This window comes from Methanobrevibacter sp., from assembly GCF_045586545.1.
Classification (GTDB): Archaea; Methanobacteriota; Methanobacteria; order Methanobacteriales; family Methanobacteriaceae; genus Methanocatella.
Genome location: NZ_JAZNAN010000032.1, coordinates 1 through 19883, shown reverse-complemented (window position 1 = coordinate 19883; position 19883 = coordinate 1). Strand labels below are relative to the sequence as shown.

Genomic DNA, 19883 nt, shown 5'->3' with positions numbered 1-19883 from the left:
ACCATTTATAAACTATTATTATGGAAGTTAATAAAAACACTATCGGACAAGTATTTTTCATATTGAGTATCTTGACATTAATTTATATGCTTATAAATCCTTTAACTCAAGTAATTACGGATATTAGTGAATTTTTCACATTAACAATAATAAACTTTCCAATAAGTGATTTATTACATATTCTTGGAGGAGATACGAATCCTCCGTTATATTTCCTATTTTTAAAAGGACTAAGTAAACTTACAACTGATTTTGCTATTTTAAAAGTGTTTTCTATTATCCCATATGCAATTATATTAATCTTTTCTACTATTAAACTTAGAAAAGATTATGGTTGGCTTGCAGCCGGTTTATTTGCTTTTGCAACAGCGATTATGAGCCAGTTTTTCATCAGCTACACAATTTTAAGACCGTATAGCTGGGCGATGCTATTTACATTATTGTCATTTGTGTATTTCAAAGACATTATAAACCTCGCAGATAAAAAATCATTTGTATTATTTACTGTATTTTCCATTTTAGCATCATATACTCATTATTATGGATTAATCATAACAATAGTTCTTTATCTAATTCTATTATTCCATATGATGAACTATAACAAAGATAAGATTAAATATCTTGCTGCATCAATTATCGCGGGAATAATTTTCTACGCTCCGTGGATTTTGACTTTAATTAAGATTCTAGAGTCCATGCAGCCATTAGGCAAAATTAATGTTGAATCAATAATTCAATCCTTAGCCCACTTCACATATAGCGGAGACACATTTTTTAGCATTGTTTCCCTTTTAATCTTTTTATTGATCCTTGCATTATACCTGAAAGAAAATGACAATGATAAAATATCCATTATCTATGGGATTATAGCTTATTTTGCAACAATTGCAATAATCCTCTTAATTTCAGTCATAATTAAACCGATTTTTGTTATGGAAGGCCTTATTTTAGCTTCAGCAATATTATGGCTTGTTATTTCAATTATGATTAGCAAAATGCAAAATAAAAGAATTTTTTTCATATCATTAGCTCTGATTTGCCTACTTTTAGTTAGTGGAATTGGAACACTGATTGTAACAAACGATGAAGCCTATCAAAATGGATTGAAACAAAGCGAAACACTAGATGAAATCTTAGAAGAAGATAATTCTATGATAATACTTAATAATCCCGGTCTTGCATTGTACTTTTTAGATTTTTCAAATCAAAGTGAAATGTACTGTGTTAATCAAGACTATGTCTATGGGGAAAATATGAATAGGATTCATGAAATATTTGACTTTAAAAACATTGATAAAACAGACATGCGGGATTTAGCTACAAACAACACTGATAAAAACATTTACTTAATCAGCTGGGGAAATCCTAATGTAGATTTGAATGTAAGTCAAATATCAAAAAAAGACGGCATAGTTATTTCAAAAGTTAACACTACCTCTTTGAAAACTGACGAATACTATGAATATTATTAACTTAAATTAAATTCTACGAAAAATGTCATAAATTTATTTATGAAATAAAATTCAAAGTACAGATTATATAACTTAGATATCAAAAATGCAAATATAAAAACCAATTCAAAAACTAACCATAAAAACAAATTCTATTGGTATATCCAAACTAAGAATTGTAAATGCAAAAGGCAACACCAAATTAAAACCAGAAAAAGCAATCCCGAATATCTAAGCAACCGCATTAAAAATACTGTTTAAAAAAAAACAGTGAAAATACAAAATGAGGGGAAACATGAAAATCAATAAAGTTATGATTATCTGCATTTGCATTCTTTCAATTCTATGCATTAGTGCAGTAAGTGCAAATGAAAACATTACGGATTTAAATGAAACAGACCATAGTCCAAATATTGAAGTGCCAACAAAAATCTGGAAAGATGGAGATTACAATATTACCGTTGAGTCAAATGAAGAATCAGAAATAGACATAACCGGTGCAATAAACTATAATTCAACAATAACTGCTGGAAAAACATCAATTCCTATTAAAAATTTAACAACAGGAAGGCATAATATCCATATTAATGCATCTAACATCCAGAAAGAATATAATATAACCGTTTTAAAGGAAAATCCTCACTGGGACATGGACTTTGATTTTTTAGAAGGTGAAATTTTATTTGGTCCTCCATATGACCATGAATCTTTGGACACATGTTTAATTATCCTTAATAGACCTGAAGGCCTTACAGGGAATTTTAGTTTCTATGTTGATAATGAACTAATATATGAATGGGATGCTCAAGACCTGACAGAAGAACCAATTTATTATGCAAAGTATTACGAAGAACAAATATACAATTTCACACTAAAATATTCTGGTGACGACTATTTTTATCCAGTAAGTAAAAGCAAAATCGTTGAATTCTGTCCAATTTTAATAACAATACCTGAAGAAGTTGTTTTAGGATATGATGACACCATCTATATATATTCAGATTATGATTTTAGAAATGGAAATGTCAGTATTAAAATAAACAACAGAACAGTATTTAAAAAAGACAATATTAATTCAGATCTGCATTATATGCTAGAATATAGTCTTAATAAATTAAAAGCAAATCAACAATATGATATTGAAGTAATCTATTCAAGTGACAGCGGAAATAAAACAAAAAAGGCTACCGTTAACGTTAGTGACCGTGTGAGCAATTATGTTACTTTCATGGGAAAATACAGTTATGAACAAGATAATTTCAAATATACTTACGGTGATGAATCTAATTTCTACTACATCCTATCACCTAAACTCAAGTTAAATATTACAATTGATAATAAAAAAGTTAAAGCAACATATGAAGATGATTATTATATTGTTAATATTGGTGATTTGACTCCTGGAACACATAGAATTACTGTTAGTTATGATGGTGATGGAAAATATGCAAAAAACACATTTAGTAATGATTTTGAAGTAGTTTCAAAAGCAAAATACCCTACTAGCGTTAAACAAAATGAGTTAAACTATTTAACATTGGAATTGCCCGAAGATGCTATCGGAAATCTAACAGTTGATTTTGAAAATTTAGACAATGCTGAATTCAAATATTTTAAAACAGCTGAAGTGAAAAATTCAAAAGTGGATATTCCAATGCCTACCGAACATGTTGGAAATTACCAATTTAAAGCATATTTTAACGGAAATTATGAATTAAATGAAATTCTTGGCAAATATCTGGTAAAAGATTCCGCTAAATGGAAACTGAATAATGAATATTGGCCTATAATGAATGAAAACTTAATTTTAACATTAAAATTAGCTAATGATGGAAATGGAAACCTAACCGTGGAAATAAGTAAAGACGGCAAACTCGTTGAAAACTACACAACTGCTGTGGCAAATGGGAGCTGCACTATTAAATTACCAACAAACCATATCGGTGAATATGATGTTAAAACATCATTTAATGGGAATTACGAATTACTTCCATATAAAAAGTCATATGAAGTTGATTCAGAGTATTATATTAATACAGTAGACGAAGAATTACGATACAATTCAAATGAATCTGTTTCAATTGAACTGCCTAAAAATGGAACTGGAACACTGACATTAGAAATAAAATATGCTAAAAATGATAACTACACAGTTTATAAGACTGTAGAATTAAATAAAGGAAACGCATCAATACAAATGCCAACAAACCGTGTTGGAAAAGTTTACTATAATGTGTTATACAATGGTAACTATGAACTTTACAATTGCACAGACCAAGAAATTTTAATTATTCCTGCCTATTCCTTTAAAAACAACATTTTGACATTAGTTGGAGATAAAGAATTAAATGGAAAATTCTCCATCGTAGATTACTCAACCGACTCTGAATTTAGTGCGAATATTAAAAATGGTACTGCAAAAATAGATTTAACAAAATATATTAAAAAAATGAATGAACCTTCATACTTTGCTTTGTCTTTCACATCAGATGACATTGAAGACTACTTTATAGACACCGTAAAAATTAATCCTAACGTGAAAATCATTGCAAAAGACATTGAAATGTATTATGGAGATTCAAAAACATTTACCGCTAAAGTCTATAGAAATGAAAAATTAGTCGGAAAAGGAGAAAAAATAACAATAAAAATAGGATCTACAAAATACAAACTTAAGACTGATAAAAACGGAAGGATTAAACTTAAAATAACTCCAATACCTGGAGAATACACTATTAAAAGTAGTTATAAAGGAGTAGTGTTTAAAAACAAATTAACAGTAAAACACCTCTTAACTTTAAAACCTGTTAAAGTTAAAAAATCTGCTAAAAAACTAGTATTAACATCAACTCTTAAAAAAGGTAAAAAAGCAGTGAAAAACAAAATAATAACATTCAAATTCAACGGCAAAACATATACAGCAAAAACTAACAAGAAGGGAATTGCAAAGGTGACCATTGCAAAATCAACACTTAAAAAACTAAAAGTTGGCAAGAAAATAACCTACAAGGCAACATATATGAAGGATACTGTTAAACATACCGTTAAAGTTCAAAAATAGGGGGAGGGTTTAAAATGAAAAAACTATTGCTATTTTCTATTTTGACAATACTTCTAATCTCACTTTCGACCGTAAGTGCAGACGATAATGAAACAATCATGTCAGATGAAAATTCATTAAATGTAAGCGGAAACAAATTTGATGACATTCAAAATACTATCGACAAGGTCGAATCAAACTCAACAGTTAATCTAAACGGCACCTACACCGGATCAAAAGAAATCAAAATTGAAAAGGATATTACAATTGAAGGAAACGGTGCAACACTCGATGCCAATCACAAATCAAGAATACTGACCATATCTAAAGGAAACGTAGTTTTGAAAAACATCAATTTCGTTAATGCACTATCAAAAACCAGTGGCGGCGCAATACTTGCCAATGGAAATTTGACTTTAATAAACTGCAATTTCACAAACAACAGCGTAAATGCAGATTATGAGTGGTATAGTAAAACTAAAAGCCAAATTACACCTGATGATTTGGGTGAAGGTGGAGCAGTATATTCAAACAATGATTTAACAGTTATTAATTCCAATTTTATCAACAATTCTGCAATCTACATTGCACAGTTTAGAGAAATGGACTGGTATTTCTCTTCTGATGAAGGAAATGGCGGCGGCATATTTACAAAAGGCAAATTACATCTTGAAAAAAGCAGATTCCTCAACAATACCGGTTCGGTAATCGTTTCATATGGCGATGCTGATATCCAAGATTGTATTTTCAAAGACCAATCATCAACATTGGCAGTCATGGATGATTCAATAGTTTACCTAATCAATTCAAGCTTCAACAATTGCGGATTCGAGCCGAGAAATCCAATATATGATTTAACCTATCCGGAAATATATTGTGGAAATATGGAAATTTATAACTGCAACTTCACAAACAATGTAAATATGCTCATTTTAGGTGAAAATGCAATTATTAAGGGTTGTTTTTTTGAAAATAACTCCCAAAATATTGATGATTATCATCTCATTGAAGTGGATAACATCAATATCATAAATTCAACTTTCAAAAACAATTCAAATATCAATTCTGGAATTATAAAACTCCAATCACTAAATGACATTGAAGATTGCAGTTTTGAAAACAACAGTGATGCGGCAATTCTTGTAAACGGCAATCTATATGATGATAACTTGAATCAAATGTATCTGTTCAAAGCAAAAATCAGGAACAAACTCACAAAAACTTATTACAATTCTAACGGGAAAATTACAGTTGACTTGATTAATCTGAAATCCGGAAGCATACTGGATGATCTATATGTAGACCATGACATATACAGAAACGGCAAACAGTACTATCAGGAATGGTTTTATGAATCACTTACATTTCCTGTTTCAACATGGAAAGTTGGAACTTATAATGTTGTAATCAACTATATTGAATCATATGTCCAGCCAAGAGAAGTATCATTTACAATTACCATCAAAAAGGCGCCGACAATCGTCAAGGCTCCAAAGGTTACCCATAAGTACAAAAAGTCCAAATACTTCAAAATCACACTTAAAAACAAGATTACAAAAAAGGCTGCTAAAAAAGTACTACTCAAAGTCAAAATCGGCAAAAAGACATACAATGTAAAAACCAACAAAAAGGGAATCGCCAAGTTCAACACCAAAAACCTTAAAGTCGGAACATATAAAGTCAAAATCACTTCCGGAAATGAGAACTATAAAATTTCAGCGAAAAGCACAATAAAGATTAAATGGTAATCAAAAGAAGATTGAGTAAAATGAAACTTAAAAAGTTATGTTTGATATGCATTTGCATTCTGGCAATTTTAAGCCTCAGCATTGCAAGTGCAAATGAAAATATTACGGATGTAAACGGAACAAGCCCAAATATTGAAGTCCCAACAAAAATCTGGAAGGATGGGGACTACAATATCACAGTCGAATCGGATGAGGACGCTTCACTTGACATTAATGGTGCAATCAACTATAACAGCACAATTACAACCGGAAAAACATCAATTCCAATAAAAAACCTAACCACTGGACACCACAACATTAATCTAAACTATTTTACAAATTCAACAAGCTTCCAAAAAGAATACAACATAACCGTTCTAAAGGAAAATCCTGATTGGGACATGGATTTCTTAGGACTGGAAGGTGAAGTAACCTTAGATACATATGCTGATCATGAAGTATCATACATTTCAGTACCTATTCTAAACAAGCCTGAAGGACTGACAGGCAATTTCAGCTTCTATATTGATGGAGAGTTAAGAAGGCTGCTTGATGCACAGGAAAATGAAATCTATTTCGAAGGTTATCTTGAGTTCAAGGACTATAACTTCACACTAGTATACTCCGGAGACGACTACTTCAAACCAGCCGTAAAAACTAAGATATGGTCGATTAAAGATGTCGCAATAGACATTCCATCAACAGTTGTCCCGGGATATCAGGATAAAATAATTGTGGACAGATATTATTATACTGACGGAACCCTTTCAATTTACATAAACGGCAAATTATATAAAAAAGAAGAGCTTAACGAAGACAACTACGAATACATAAATTTAGGCTACTCCTTAAGCCATCTGAAAGTAAATGAGACCTATGATATTGAAGTCATATTCAATGGAGTATACAATAACTACACAAAAAAGGCAACCGTTAATGTGAATAACAGAGATTACGTAACCTTTAAAGATAAGGATTATCACATTTACGGTGAAAAGAATTACTATTCATTTTATGCCCCTGAAATCGACTTAGACATTACTATTGACGGCGAAAAAGCGGTTTCAACATACGAATATAATGAGCATGCAATTGACATCACCAATTTAAGTCCGGGAACCCACACCCTTAGGGTAAACTATAAAGGTGATGAAACATACGCCAAAAATTCATTTGAAACTACATTTGAAGTGATTGCAAGGGCAAACTACACCGAAAGCGTCAAGCAAAATGAAGCAAACAGCTTCAGATTAAATTTGCCTGAAGATTTCCATGGAAACCTGACAATAGAAGTTAAAAATGCTCAAAATGAATACATTTTATACAAAACAGTAGAGCTGACAAATTCCACTGCAGACATTCCACTGCCAACAAATCATATTGGAAAATTCACCTTCAACGCCTACTTTACCGGAAATCATGAAATCAATGAAATCGTCGGAATATATAACGTCAAAGACCATGCGGTTTGGAGCATAGAACCTGGATGGATTGATGACTATTCAGACCTCTTCATTATACAATATCCGGATGTAAATAGCTTATGCTATGTGAACCTGACAATGCCTAATGATGCAATTGGAAACCTAACAGTAGAAATCAAAAAAGAAGATGGAGAATATAGAACATATGAAACTGTAGAACTTGAAGATGGAAAGGCAACTGTCACACTGCCAACCAACCATGTCGGAAAATATTATTACAGACTCTCATTTGAAGGAAACTACGAACTTAAACAAAGGGAAGATGGTTATACTGTCAACTCCAAGTATTACATTAAGGACCTAGGAAATCTAAAATATAACTCAAAAGAATACATCTCATTGTACTTGCCTAAAGATGGTATGGGAAGCTTAACATTAGAGGTAAAGTACAATGAAAACGACACTTATACAGTCTATAAAACTGTAAATCTGACAAACGGTTTCGCTTCAATCGAATTTCCGACCAATCTTGTTGGAAACGTCTATTATAATGCATTGTATAGTGGAAATTATGAGCTTTATAACTTAACTAACTACACTGCAACAGTAGTGCCGATATTTTCATTTGAAAACAACACATTTTCCATTGTGGCGAATGAAGAATTGATTGGAATCATATCCGTTATTGACCAGCTTAACAACATAATAATCAAGGAAGTAAACATTACCAACGGCAGGGCCGAAATAGACATTACCGATTATTTAAAACATCTCGATTTTTATATATACGCCAATGCAGAGATTAAAACATCAAACGGAGAAATCCTCGGTTCATATTATGAATATGTCGAACCTATATTCGACATTGATATAGTCTCAGATGACGTTTCAATGTATTATTATGACGGAACCGAATTCAAGGCCACAGTATACAGGAACAGCGAACCGGTAAGTGAAGGGGAAATCATTGAAATAAAAATAGGATCTGAAACCTACAATAAAACAACTGATAAAAATGGCGTAATCAGTCTGAAATTAATCCAACTCCCCGGTAAATACAAAATAACAGCCACCTACAATGGAAAAAGCGTTAAAAATACATTGAAAGTGAAACAAGTTTTAACTATTAAAAAGGTTAAAGTCAAAAGGTCAGCCAAAAAGCTCGTCTTAACAGCAACCCTTAAAAAAGGCAAAACTCCACTCAAAAAACAAAAAGTAACATTCAAATTCAACGGCAAAAAATACAAAGCAAAAACCAACAAAAAGGGAATAGCTAAAGTAACAATCAAAAAAACAGTTCTCAAAAAACTCAAAGCAGGCAAAAAACTGACCTACACAGCAACCTACAAAAAGGATACTGTTAAAAAAACTGTTAAAGTTCAGAAATAGGGATAAATTTTATTTATAATTTAGGGGGTTATGAATTGAAATTGAATAGAACCATATTAACTCTTATAGTTCTGCTAAGCATTTTAACATTGAGCGCCGTTAGTGCAGATGAAAATGCAACTATAACCGATGATATGGCAGAAGCTGAAATCGTGCAAACGCAAGAAATTGAAAAAATATCAGATTATTCATATGACATTGAAATTCCTGAAGGAAATGTAACATCATACTATATGAAAATAGAGGAAATGCCCAAAGACGCTTCGGGAAATATCACAATGTCAATAGACGGAATTGAAAAATACAACAAATATGTATCTCCCGTCGTGAACAGGCTAGTCTTGGAAAACTTGACATTTGGAAATCATACTGCCCAAATCAAATACACCGGCGATGACAAATATGCGGGATTTGTTAAAGACACATCATTCAACTACCTGCCTGTCATCATTGAAGTGCCGGAGGAAGTTGAAATTGGAAGCTATGACAGGATAAAGATTTTTATTGCTGAAGAGGTTACTGCAAATGTAAAAATAGCTATTGACGGCAAAAGCGTTTTTAATCGTGCGATTTCAATAGATGATTTATATGACTGGGATTTTATTGACGGCATGTATTATCCATACTACTTTGAAAAGTTATCATTAGGAAAACACACATACACAATTACCTATTCATGGGGAAATCAAAAAAGTATGAAAAAATCAGGGACATTTAAAACCTCCTATCTATTTGATGTTGAAAATAAAAACAACATTACCTATGGCGAAAATGTCACATTTAACGTCGAATTAATCGACAGCGCAAATTCAAAATTAAAAGTGACCCTGAACGATAAAACATACACTGCAAAATTGTCCGATGGATATGTAGACATTACATTATCAGATTTCAATCTGGGCGAAAACATCGTTACATTCTCCTATGAAGACAAGACTCTTCCAAAAAAGACCGTTACCAGAATTATCAATGTTAAACCTAACTTGACAAGTCCTGATGTAATAGACTACAACGACAATGCAAATATTGTTCTGGAAGTTCCAAAGAACCTGAATGGAAATTTAACAGCATTAATTAACGATAAAAGATTCCAAAGCGAAATCACTGACGGAAAGGCAGTGATATCACTTGCTGATTTGGAACCTGGAAAATATGAAGTCGCACTTTCAAGCGATTATGTTAATGTCAACTACACAATGACTGTCAAACCGAACCTTAAGATGCCGGCAAAGATTTTCAATGGCGAAACATATAATCTGACATTCAGCGCACCCCAATCCTACAGCGGAATTTTAGAACTGAGAGGAATGATTAATACTGATGTGAGCATCATTAACGGCAGCGCAGTCATCCCAATATCAGATATGAAGGCTAGATTATATCAGCTGAATGCCGCATACATTGAAAACGGCACCTCCCTTTATACCTGGAAATTCAATACCGAATTCTCCAATATCAATCCCGACTGCATTGAAATTGATCTTCCTTATGAAATAAATGTAAACAGAGAGTATTGTTACAGCGAAATAGTTAAAAATGTGCAGGAAGATGCAAAAGGAGAGATAACCTTTTACATTGACGGTGAAACATTCAAGAAAATGGATATTTCCGAATTGCCCTATGAAGATGTGTTTTATTTTGACGGCTATGAGATAAAAAACCACACTCTTACAATATACTATGTCGGTGACGAATATTATAAACCGATTAACAGAACCGTAGCCTTTGAACTTAAACAGGTCCTCATCCAAATGAATCCGACTAATGAAAGTGTAATAATAATCTTTCCGGCTGATGATAAGGGAAGCGTTACAGTCAATGTTGATGGAGCCAAACTCAAAACCAAAAAAATCAAGCCTGATGATTATGACAACTATCAAATATATGAAATTGCCTTAAAGGACTATAAAACACAGTCAGTTGAAGTGATTTATTCCGGAAAATATGGTGAAATAACAAAACAGATGACAGTTACACCCTCTTATCTATTTGAGATGATACCTGACGAATATTATCATTATGGTGAAGATAATTTCATTTCCATTTATGCCCCATCAAAATTAACCAATGAAATTACAGTTTATGTCGATGGCGTGAAATACGATAGCTTTTCACCGAAACTGATAGATGATGAAGATGAAGGATACTGGGCAAATCTTACAAACCTGACCCCTGGAAAGCATGAAATCACTGCCACCTATCCCGGAGACAGCGAACATTCTTCAAAAACAATCAATACCACCATAAGCATTATGGGAGTGATTGAATGCCCTTATTGGATATACTACGAAGACAATGTAAACTTTACTCTAACATTGCCTCAGGATGCACAAGGCAGATTGAACCTCTACATTCTGGATGAAAATGGAAACTACAACCTATACAACAGCAGTGAAATCAGAAACGGATTTGCAGAAATTCAAGCACCAAGTTCAAAAATCGGCGAATACAACTACACCCTATCATTTGAAGGAAACTATCCGGTTGAAGAGGTGGAGGATAACATGCAGGTTAGAATGAGTTTGAATTATCCCTATGAAATGACCTGGGGGGATGATGAATTCATTACATTACATGTCCCTTATACTGAAGATGGATATCTCTCAATTATTTCATTTAGTGGCGATGAGTTCTATGAAGTGAAATTCAATGGAAGCGACGTTAAAATTTCATTATCCGACTTGGACATTGGAGACTACTCAGAAGGATATCTGATAGGCCAGTACTATGATAACGGAAAAATTGTTGATTTTGACTCCATGAGCATTATTGTCAACCCGATTCCTGCAAAATTAGATGGAGGAAAGGACATTAACATGTATTACTGGGATGGAAGCACATATTCCCTGCAGATATGGGGAGATTATGGTGAAATCGTAGGAGCCGGAGAAGAAGTAACATTCTATATCGGAAAAAATGAATACACAGCAAAAACCGATGCAAACGGAACTGCCACCCTTAAGATAACTGACCTGCCTGGAAAATACACCATAGAAGTGGAATATCATGGAATCAGTGTTAAAAACACACTTAAAGTAAAACAGGTCTTGAAACTTAAGAAAGTTAAAGTCAAAAGGTCAGCCAAAAAGCTCGTCTTAACAGCAACCCTCAAAAAAGGCAAAACCCCAATCAAAAAACAAAAAATAACATTCAAATTCAACGGCAAAAAATACAAAGCAAAAACCAACAAAAAGGGAATAGCTAAAGTAACAATCAAAAAAACAGTACTCAAAAAACTCAAAGCAGGCAAAAAACTGACCTACACAGCAACCTACAAAAAGAATACCGTGAAACAGAAAGTTAAAATTCAAAAATAAGGGTCCATACCCTTATTAATCTTATTTTTTTAAAATTTATATAATCCTTCTAACAAACATTTAAGCATGTTCAGCAAAAAATTATTATTTATTTTCATAATCATTATGCTGCTCGCTTTAGGAACCGTTTCGGCTGAGGGCAACTCAACTCAAACGCTTGAAAAATCCCCTGAAGTGAAAAGCTTTGATGATATACAAAGTGAAATTGACCTGGCAAGTGAAAATGACACCATAGAACTTGAAGGAACCTATGCAAGCCAAGGAAAAGAAATAATAATCAACAAATCAATAACAATCACTTCCAAAAACGGCGCAACACTCAACGGAAGTGAAAAATCAAACATCTTCAATATTTCTAACGTAAATGTTACTTTAAACAATTTAAACATTATAAATTCAAAATCAGAAAACACCCCTGCAATATACTCCCTTGGAAACTTAAGCATTTCAAACAGTAATCTTACCGATAATCTTGTTCATATAACATATACCTACTACTCATTTGATGCGGAGTATGACCCTATAAACTATACCGTTGGAGCAATATATTCCGCAAACACATTAAAAATCACTGATTGTAAATTCAACAATAACAAAGCAATTAGAGATGGATATGAACATGAATACTTCGAGTATTATACCTTCCAGTGGGGAGGTGCAATCGATGCGGGAAATTCCCTGATAATCGACAACTCCAGATTCACCAACAGCGAAATCAGATCAAATGGCACCATGACAATATCCAATTCAAGATTCAAAAATTCACTGATAATGTGCAATGGAAATAATGCAATATCAGATTCCCTTTTTTATAAGTCAAAAAGTGGAGCAATCAGTTTTTCACAAAATTTAAGCTTGACAAACTGTAATTTTACTAACAACAAGGAGACTACCATTGGAAGTGTAAACTACGGAGACGAAAGATATCTTTTAACCGTTTGCGGTTGCAGTTTCGAAGAAAATTATTGTGCAATTGAAACCAATTCAGAAGTATCCATTGTGAATTCAACATTTTCAAAAAACAAGCATTGCGCAATCTACTGCGAGAACCTTACACTTTTAAATTCAAAATTCGACAGCAATTATGGTGGAATTGAAGGCACAATCCAAAGCGAAAACATGTATTTGGCCAACTGTACCTTCACAGGCAACGAGGAATATGCATTCTGCACAAACGGCTTTGCATCAATAGACGGGCAAAACTACACCAATAAGACCTACATAGGCAACAGCCTAAATCCTATAATGATAGCAAAACTCAGCGTTGCCGAGGCATTTGCAACCACCTACAAATCCGGTGAAACATTGCGCATCAAAGCAGTATACACTGAAACAAATCATCCTTGGGATCGTTACATTGAGATAACTCTGATTAAAGGTAAAAAGGTTTACGAATATGTCGATTGGGTCAATTCGAAAGGAGTATGGAAATTCAAAGCTTCAAACCTGCCAGTCGGAACATATAAGGGAACAATAGATTACGGTTCAGACTACAACCTTCCATTAAAAAACATTACCATCAAAATCACAAAAGCAAAAGCCGTAGTTAAAGCCCCTAAAGTAACCAACAAATACAAAAAATCAGCATACTTCAAGGTTACAGTTAAAAACAAGGTGACCAAAAAGGCTGCCGGAAAAGCCGTTTTAAATCTTAAAATCGGCAAAAAAACATACAAAGTCAAAACCAACAAAAAGGGAATAGCCAAATTCAACACCAAAAACCTTAAAGTCGGAACATATAAGGTGAAAATAACCTCCGGCGACGGCAACTACAAAATTTCAGCAAAAAGCACAATTAAAATTAAAAGATAAGGATTGATAATCCTTATTTAAACTTTTTTTAAATTCATAAGTAAAACATATTAACTAATGTTTACAAATTAATGATTAAATGAAAGATAGAAACATTTTGATTACAGGAGGATTGGGTTTCATTGGATCTCACATTGCCAATAGCCTGATGGATGACAACAGCATTACCATTATCGATAATCTCACAAGCGGAAGGCTTGACTACATCGACAATCCCAATCATGATAATCTGACATTAATCCAAAATGATTTGAACGGCCTGGACTTAACTGCAACTCTAAAGGATATCGATTACGTTTTCCACCTTGCAGCTATGGTAAGCGTTCCTCTAAGTGTTGAAAATCCAATCAGATGTCATGAGGAAAATGTTACTGCAACCGTGAATTTATTAAATGCCTGCGTTAAGAATGACATTGAAAAGATTGTCTTTTCATCTTCATCAGCGGTTTATGGTGAAAACACCAATATGCCTTTAAAGGAAAGCGAAATTCCAATGCCGAGTTCCCCATATGCTGCTTCAAAAGCAAGCTGTGAGCTGTATCTCAAATCATTTCATGAAAGCTACGGCCTTAACTATACTGCCCTTAGATACTTTAATGTTTTTGGCCCGAAACAGGACAAGAACTCCCCTTATGCTGCCGTAATTCCTAATTTTATCAATGCAATCCTGGAAAACAGAGAGCCTGTAATCTATGGAGACGGCGAGCAGACCCGTGACTTTGTCTATGTCGGAGACGTTGCAAGAGCAAACATCAATGCTGCCGAATCAGACTACAACGGCATCGTCAATGTTGCAAGCGGCAAAAGAATCACAATCAATGAGCTATATGAAATTGTCAAAAAGACATTGAATGCTGATGTTGATGTTAGATATCTTCCAAAAAGGCCTGGAGATATTGAACACTCCCATGCAGACATCTCCAACATGAAAAGGATTAATCTGGAAATCGACACTACTGATTTTGAAAAGCAGCTTGTTGAAACCATAAACTGGTTTAGGCAAGATTTGAAATGACATTACTTTAAGAAAGATATGTAGATGTATGTAAAACATTAATTACTTTTATAATCTTAAGTTTAAATTTTTAATTGAACCATTAATTAAATTACATTCAACTGCATGAACTATCATTTTAATTTAATGAAAAAGTATCTAAAATATATCTTATTGGGAAGCCATCTCCAAAAAAAGAATAAATGTTGATATATGCAACAGTTTATGTTGTATAAAAAAATTCGAAGTTACGGCAGTGCAACTTCGAACCCGATTTTTCACGACTTGTTAATTAGTCATTTTAATATTATAATTTCATCAAATATAAACTATTAGGTCAAGTATTACAGAATCAAGAAATCTTATTAAATTTTTTAATTGTTTCCAAAGGCAAATCAGTTAACTTTGAAATATCCTCGAAAGAATAAATTCAATTAATTAACAATTTACAAATAAAATCTTTAGTAGTTTCAGATTTACCTTCATTAAATCTTTCCTGACAAACTTCTTTAACACAATCAACTTTTGCCATAAAATCACCAAAAAATAAAAAAAAAGTTATAGATCCCCTTAATTTCATCAATCCCTTCTAAAGATAACTCAGTTATTTTAGATACAAAAATAAAGCAATGTAATAGAGTTATGGCAAATTACGGATTTAAATCAATTTTACATATCCATTATAATTAATCATCATATTCATTCTTAAAAATTGATAAAACCTTATAAAATTGTCTTAAAACTAAAATAGATAAATTTAAAACCAATTAAAATAATATTACTTAATCACCGATAAAAATAGGTGAAAATATGGATTATAAAAACAATATTGATGAAATTTTAAAAGAGGGATATGACTACCTCAAAAAAGGATTGATAGATGAGGCACAGGAAATCTACCTAAATGGATTGAAAACACATCCTGACAATATTTCCCTAATCAACAATCTGGCACAGACCTATGCAATGACTGGAGATAAAAGAAAATCCAAAGATTACCACAAAAAGCTAATTGCATTATGTGATAAAGATGACTCACCGGAAATGCTGATGCTTAAAGGAAACTCATTGATGAGCATAAACAACATCACAGATGCCCTTGAGGCCTATGAAAAGGTTCTGGATAAAAATCCGCAAAACATCCCTGCACTATTCCAGATTTCAGCAATTTTTCAGGAAAAGGAAGATTTTGAAAAATCAAACAAACATCTAAATCTGATCTTACTTCAGGAAAGCGGAAATGTTCTAGCATTAATCAACAAGGGAATGAATTATTCCAAAATGGAAAACTACCAGAAAGCTCAGGAATGCTATGACAAAGTTTTGGAAATATCTCCAAGACATGAAGAGGCAACAAGACTTAAAGGCGAACTGTTAAAGCAGATTGGTGATGAAGATAGCCTCAAAGAACACATAAAGAAGACCTTGGAAATAAATCCCGATTCGGCATACATCATAATGCTTAAGGCGATGGAATATGCAAACGCCGATGATGACAAGGCCTTGGAATTTTTCAACCGTGCAATAGCCATTGACCCCGATTTTGATGAAGCCTATTTCAACAAGGCAGGATATCTGATGCTTAAAAAGAGATTTGATGAAGCGATAGAGTGCTATAAACAAGCATTTGAGATAAATCCAGAAAGCGGAGGCATCATTGACAGGGAAGGACTGTTTGAACTTCTAAACCAGATGAAAAATGCTGCAAAGGGGCGAAAATATGCAGAATCATGAATATGAAGAGATGCTGATTCTAAAAGCGAAATCCCTAAAACATCACGAAAAGACATATAAATTTCTGGAATGTTTGGAAAAGCTTTTAAAAATGAATCCCTACAATGAAAAAGCACTAGCTGAAATTGCAATATATTTAAAGGAGAAGAGATATGTTTAGAAAAAATCAACTGGACAAACACTTGAAAGAGGGTTATGAACATATAACAAAGGGAGAAATCATCGATGCAAAGGATTCCTATCTAAAAGGATTGTCAATTGATCCTGCAAATCTAACAATCCTAAATAACCTTTCACAGATTTATAAAATGATTAATGAAGATGAAAAGGCAATAGGGTACAGTGAAATATTGCTTCAGGAATGTAATAGGGTGCTTGAAAATGAAAAGACAGAAGAATTGCTGCTTTTAAAAGTCAATGCCCTGACAACACTCAATAAAGAAGACGAAGCAAGTGGCGTAATTGATGAAGTGCTTAAAATCAATCCAACAAATATTCTCTGCCTTTTTCAAAAAGCATACTATCTGGAATATAAAAAGGAATATGAAAAAGCAATCGGCTATCTCAACCGCATTCTGGCTGAAGACGAATACGATGTTCAGGCTCTGCTTTCAAAAGGAAGAAATTTCATCAAATTATCAAAATTCATAAAAGCTGAAGAATGCCTGAACCTTGTTTTTGAAATAGAACCGAAAAACAAAACCGCAATAACCCTTAAAGCCAAACTGCTTAAAAAGAAAAACAATACGACAATATCCCCACATGACTTCATGTACAAAGCTATTGAATCCTTTGAGATGGAAGAATTCGAAAAGTCCCTGGCCTATTTTGACAAGGCATTGGATTTGGATTGCAGATATGATGAGATTTGGTATGCTCGAGGAGAGCTGTTGATTAGAATGGGCCAGATAAATGATGCAATAAACTCATTTGAAAAGGCATTTGAAATAAATCCCCAAAGCGGAGGCATCGTCAAGAAAAAAGAGTTTTTCAAGATGCTGAACGGAATGCTGAAAATAAATAAGATACTGGGTTTTGAATGATTACAATTTAAACCCGGTTCCTACAAATTGGGCAACGTCACGACCTATATCATCAATGACATTAACAATGATGATTGATGATGTACGGCCACTTTTTCTGCATGTTGCCTCGGCAATCAGCTTTTCCCCTTTGGGAGCGGACAGATAATTGATGCTTACCTGCTGCGCAACAGTCGGCTGGTGAATCTGATTAGATAGGGCTGCAAAAGCAAAATCGGCTAATGTGAATATCACTCCTCCCATGACTCCTCCGTAAGCGTTTTTGTGGTCATCAGTAATCTGTAAGCTGCAAATAGCTTTGTCTTCTGTCAATTCATCTAATGTTATTCCTGTATCTACTGCAAATTTATCTTTGTAGAAAAATTCTCTTGCACTTTCAATTGTTTCAAAGTTAGCCATAATATCTGCCTATTAATCTAAAATAATCAAAATAAGTTAAAAATTCTTAAAAAAAAGAAAATAAAACAAGGAAATCTATACGATTCCTTGTGCGTTCATTGCGTCAACTACTTTCTTGAATCCTGCGATGTTTGCTCCAGCTACATAGTTTTTATCCATACCATATTCAGCTGCAGCATCAGCAACATTTGCAAAGATGTCTTCCATGATTCTTTGAAGTCTTTCATCAACTTCTTCAAAGGTCCAGGATAATCTTTGTGAGTTTTGAGTCATTTCAAGTGCGGAAGTAGCTACTCCACCAGCGTTGGAAGCTTTACCTGGTGAGAATAAAACACCGTTTTCCTGTAGGTATTCGGTTGCTTCGATAGTGGTTGGCATGTTTGCTCCTTCAGCAACAGCGATTACTCCATTTTCAACCAAGATTTTAGCATCTTCCAATTGTAATTCGTTTTGGGTAGCACATGGTAAAGCGATGTCACATTTTATAGTCCATACGCCTTTGCCTTCATGGTATTCTGCACTTTCTCTTGCTTCAGCATAAGCAGTTAATCTTTCTCTTCTTACTTCTTTAATTTCTTTTAACAACTCAACGTCGATTCCTTCAGGGTCATAAATCCAACCTGATGAATCGGAACAGGTTACTACATTACCTCCTAATTGTTGAGCTTTTTGAATTGCATAGATTGCTACGTTACCTGCACCGGATACTGCAATGGTTTTTCCTGCAATATCGACATCGTTTGCTTTTAACATAGCGTTAGTGAAGTATAATAATCCATAACCGGTAGCTTCAGTTCTTGCAAGGGATCCTCCGAAGGATAATCCTTTACCAGTTAATACTCCTTCATATAATCCTCTGATTCTTTTGTATTGACCGAATAAGAAACCAATCTCACGACCGCCTACACCAATATCTCCTGCAGGCACATCGGTATCAGCACCGATATATTTGCATAATTCAGTCATGAAACTTTGACAGAATGCCATGATTTCTCTGTCGGATTTTCCTTTAGGATCAAAGTCGGATCCTCCTTTTCCTCCGCCAATTGGAAGGCCAGTTAAGGAGTTTTTGAAAATTTGTTCGAAACCTAAAAATTTAATAATACCTAAGTTTACAGATGGGTGGAAACGTAATCCGCCTTTGTAAGGCCCAATTGCACTGTTGAATTGTACACGGTATCCAGTGTTAACTTGTACTTGTCCATTGTCATCTACCCATGGGACACGGAATTTAATTTGTCTTTCCGGATTGGTTAATCTTTCAAGAAGTGCATTTTTTCTGTACTCATCTTCATTTTCTTCAATTACAACCCTTAAGGATTCCAATACTTCGCGTATAGCTTGGTGGAATTCTGGTTCGGAAGGGTTTTGTTCAATAATAGTTTCAATTACATCGTCTACGTATGACAAAATTATTCCTCCAATTTCACTATCAAATTTATTATTTTGATACGACAATTATTTTTATGTATTTTCTCATATTTAATAGTTTTCACTTTTTTAAAGAAAAACCGAATATAATTGGTTTTATCTCTAAATTTATTAGACAAACA

The 19883-nt window shown here is 33.5% G+C and carries 12 protein-coding genes; 10 read left to right on the top strand and 2 right to left on the bottom strand.

Annotation, left to right across the window (positions count from 1 at the left end; genetic code table 11):
- Window positions 1–20: 20 nt before the first annotated feature.
- From ACKI3D_RS02920 to ACKI3D_RS02875, 10 genes are all read left to right on the top strand, one after another.
- Window positions 21–1472 (top strand): hypothetical protein, encoded by a 1452-nt coding sequence (locus ACKI3D_RS02920; protein ID WP_407392193.1) that lies wholly within the window; start codon window positions 21–23, stop codon window positions 1470–1472.
- Between the two features lie 274 nt (window positions 1473–1746).
- Window positions 1747–4512 carry an Ig-like domain-containing protein gene (locus tag ACKI3D_RS02915; RefSeq protein WP_407392191.1) on the top strand — a complete coding sequence of 922 codons (2766 nt, stop codon included), beginning with the start codon at window positions 1747–1749 and terminating at the stop codon, window positions 4510–4512.
- 14 nt (window positions 4513–4526) lie between these two features.
- The gene (locus tag ACKI3D_RS02910; protein WP_407392189.1) at window positions 4527–6239 is read left to right on the top strand and encodes a hypothetical protein; all 1713 of its coding nucleotides are present in this window, start codon (window positions 4527–4529) and stop codon (window positions 6237–6239) included.
- Window positions 6240–6259: 20 nt separating this feature from the next.
- On the top strand, window positions 6260–9031 hold the full coding sequence (locus tag ACKI3D_RS02905) for a hypothetical protein (protein WP_407392187.1): 2772 nt from the start codon (window positions 6260–6262) through the stop codon (window positions 9029–9031).
- Between the two features lie 35 nt (window positions 9032–9066).
- A complete protein-coding gene (locus tag ACKI3D_RS02900; RefSeq protein ID WP_407392185.1) occupies window positions 9067–12348 on the top strand; it encodes an Ig-like domain-containing protein in 3282 nt (1093 codons plus the stop codon).
- A 66-nt stretch (window positions 12349–12414) separates the two neighbouring features.
- Complete coding sequence (locus ACKI3D_RS02895) at window positions 12415–14160, top strand: right-handed parallel beta-helix repeat-containing protein (protein WP_407392183.1); 1746 nt, start codon at window positions 12415–12417, stop codon at window positions 14158–14160.
- A gap of 79 nt (window positions 14161–14239) precedes the next feature.
- Window positions 14240–15175, top strand: coding sequence for an NAD-dependent epimerase/dehydratase family protein (locus ACKI3D_RS02890; RefSeq protein WP_407392181.1), 936 nt, complete (start codon window positions 14240–14242; stop codon window positions 15173–15175).
- Window positions 15176–15964: 789 nt separating this feature from the next.
- The gene (locus ACKI3D_RS02885; RefSeq protein ID WP_407392179.1) at window positions 15965–16888 is read left to right on the top strand and encodes a tetratricopeptide repeat protein; all 924 of its coding nucleotides are present in this window, start codon (window positions 15965–15967) and stop codon (window positions 16886–16888) included.
- Complete coding sequence (locus ACKI3D_RS02880) at window positions 16875–17048, top strand: hypothetical protein (protein ID WP_407392177.1); 174 nt, start codon at window positions 16875–16877, stop codon at window positions 17046–17048. The genes ACKI3D_RS02885 and ACKI3D_RS02880 overlap by 14 nt, the downstream gene beginning before the upstream one ends.
- On the top strand, window positions 17041–17931 hold the full coding sequence (locus ACKI3D_RS02875) for a tetratricopeptide repeat protein (RefSeq protein WP_407392175.1): 891 nt from the start codon (window positions 17041–17043) through the stop codon (window positions 17929–17931). The genes ACKI3D_RS02880 and ACKI3D_RS02875 overlap by 8 nt, the downstream gene beginning before the upstream one ends.
- On the opposite strand, the gene ACKI3D_RS02870 is transcribed toward ACKI3D_RS02875, so the two are convergent.
- Window positions 17932–18330, bottom strand: a complete 399-nt coding sequence (locus ACKI3D_RS02870) for a PaaI family thioesterase (RefSeq protein WP_407392173.1) — start codon at window positions 18328–18330, stop codon at window positions 17932–17934.
- Between the two features lie 75 nt (window positions 18331–18405).
- Complete coding sequence (gdhA, locus tag ACKI3D_RS02865) at window positions 18406–19740, bottom strand: NADP-specific glutamate dehydrogenase (protein ID WP_407392171.1); 1335 nt, start codon at window positions 19738–19740, stop codon at window positions 18406–18408.
- Between the last annotated feature and the right edge of the window lie 143 nt (window positions 19741–19883).

Coding starts and splice junctions, on each gene's coding strand:
- ACKI3D_RS02905 (WP_407392187.1), top strand. CDS start 6,260: ATGAAACTTAAAAAGTTATGTTTGATATGCATTTGCATTCTGGCAATT.
- ACKI3D_RS02885 (WP_407392179.1), top strand. CDS start 15,965: ATGGATTATAAAAACAATATTGATGAAATTTTAAAAGAGGGATATGAC.
- ACKI3D_RS02910 (WP_407392189.1), top strand. CDS start 4,527: ATGAAAAAACTATTGCTATTTTCTATTTTGACAATACTTCTAATCTCA.
- ACKI3D_RS02895 (WP_407392183.1), top strand. CDS start 12,415: ATGTTCAGCAAAAAATTATTATTTATTTTCATAATCATTATGCTGCTC.
- ACKI3D_RS02875 (WP_407392175.1), top strand. CDS start 17,041: ATGTTTAGAAAAAATCAACTGGACAAACACTTGAAAGAGGGTTATGAA.
- ACKI3D_RS02915 (WP_407392191.1), top strand. CDS start 1,747: ATGAAAATCAATAAAGTTATGATTATCTGCATTTGCATTCTTTCAATT.
- ACKI3D_RS02880 (WP_407392177.1), top strand. CDS start 16,875: ATGCAGAATCATGAATATGAAGAGATGCTGATTCTAAAAGCGAAATCC.
- ACKI3D_RS02870 (WP_407392173.1), bottom strand. CDS start 18,330: ATGGCTAACTTTGAAACAATTGAAAGTGCAAGAGAATTTTTCTACAAA.
- ACKI3D_RS02890 (WP_407392181.1), top strand. CDS start 14,240: ATGAAAGATAGAAACATTTTGATTACAGGAGGATTGGGTTTCATTGGA.
- ACKI3D_RS02920 (WP_407392193.1), top strand. CDS start 21: ATGGAAGTTAATAAAAACACTATCGGACAAGTATTTTTCATATTGAGT.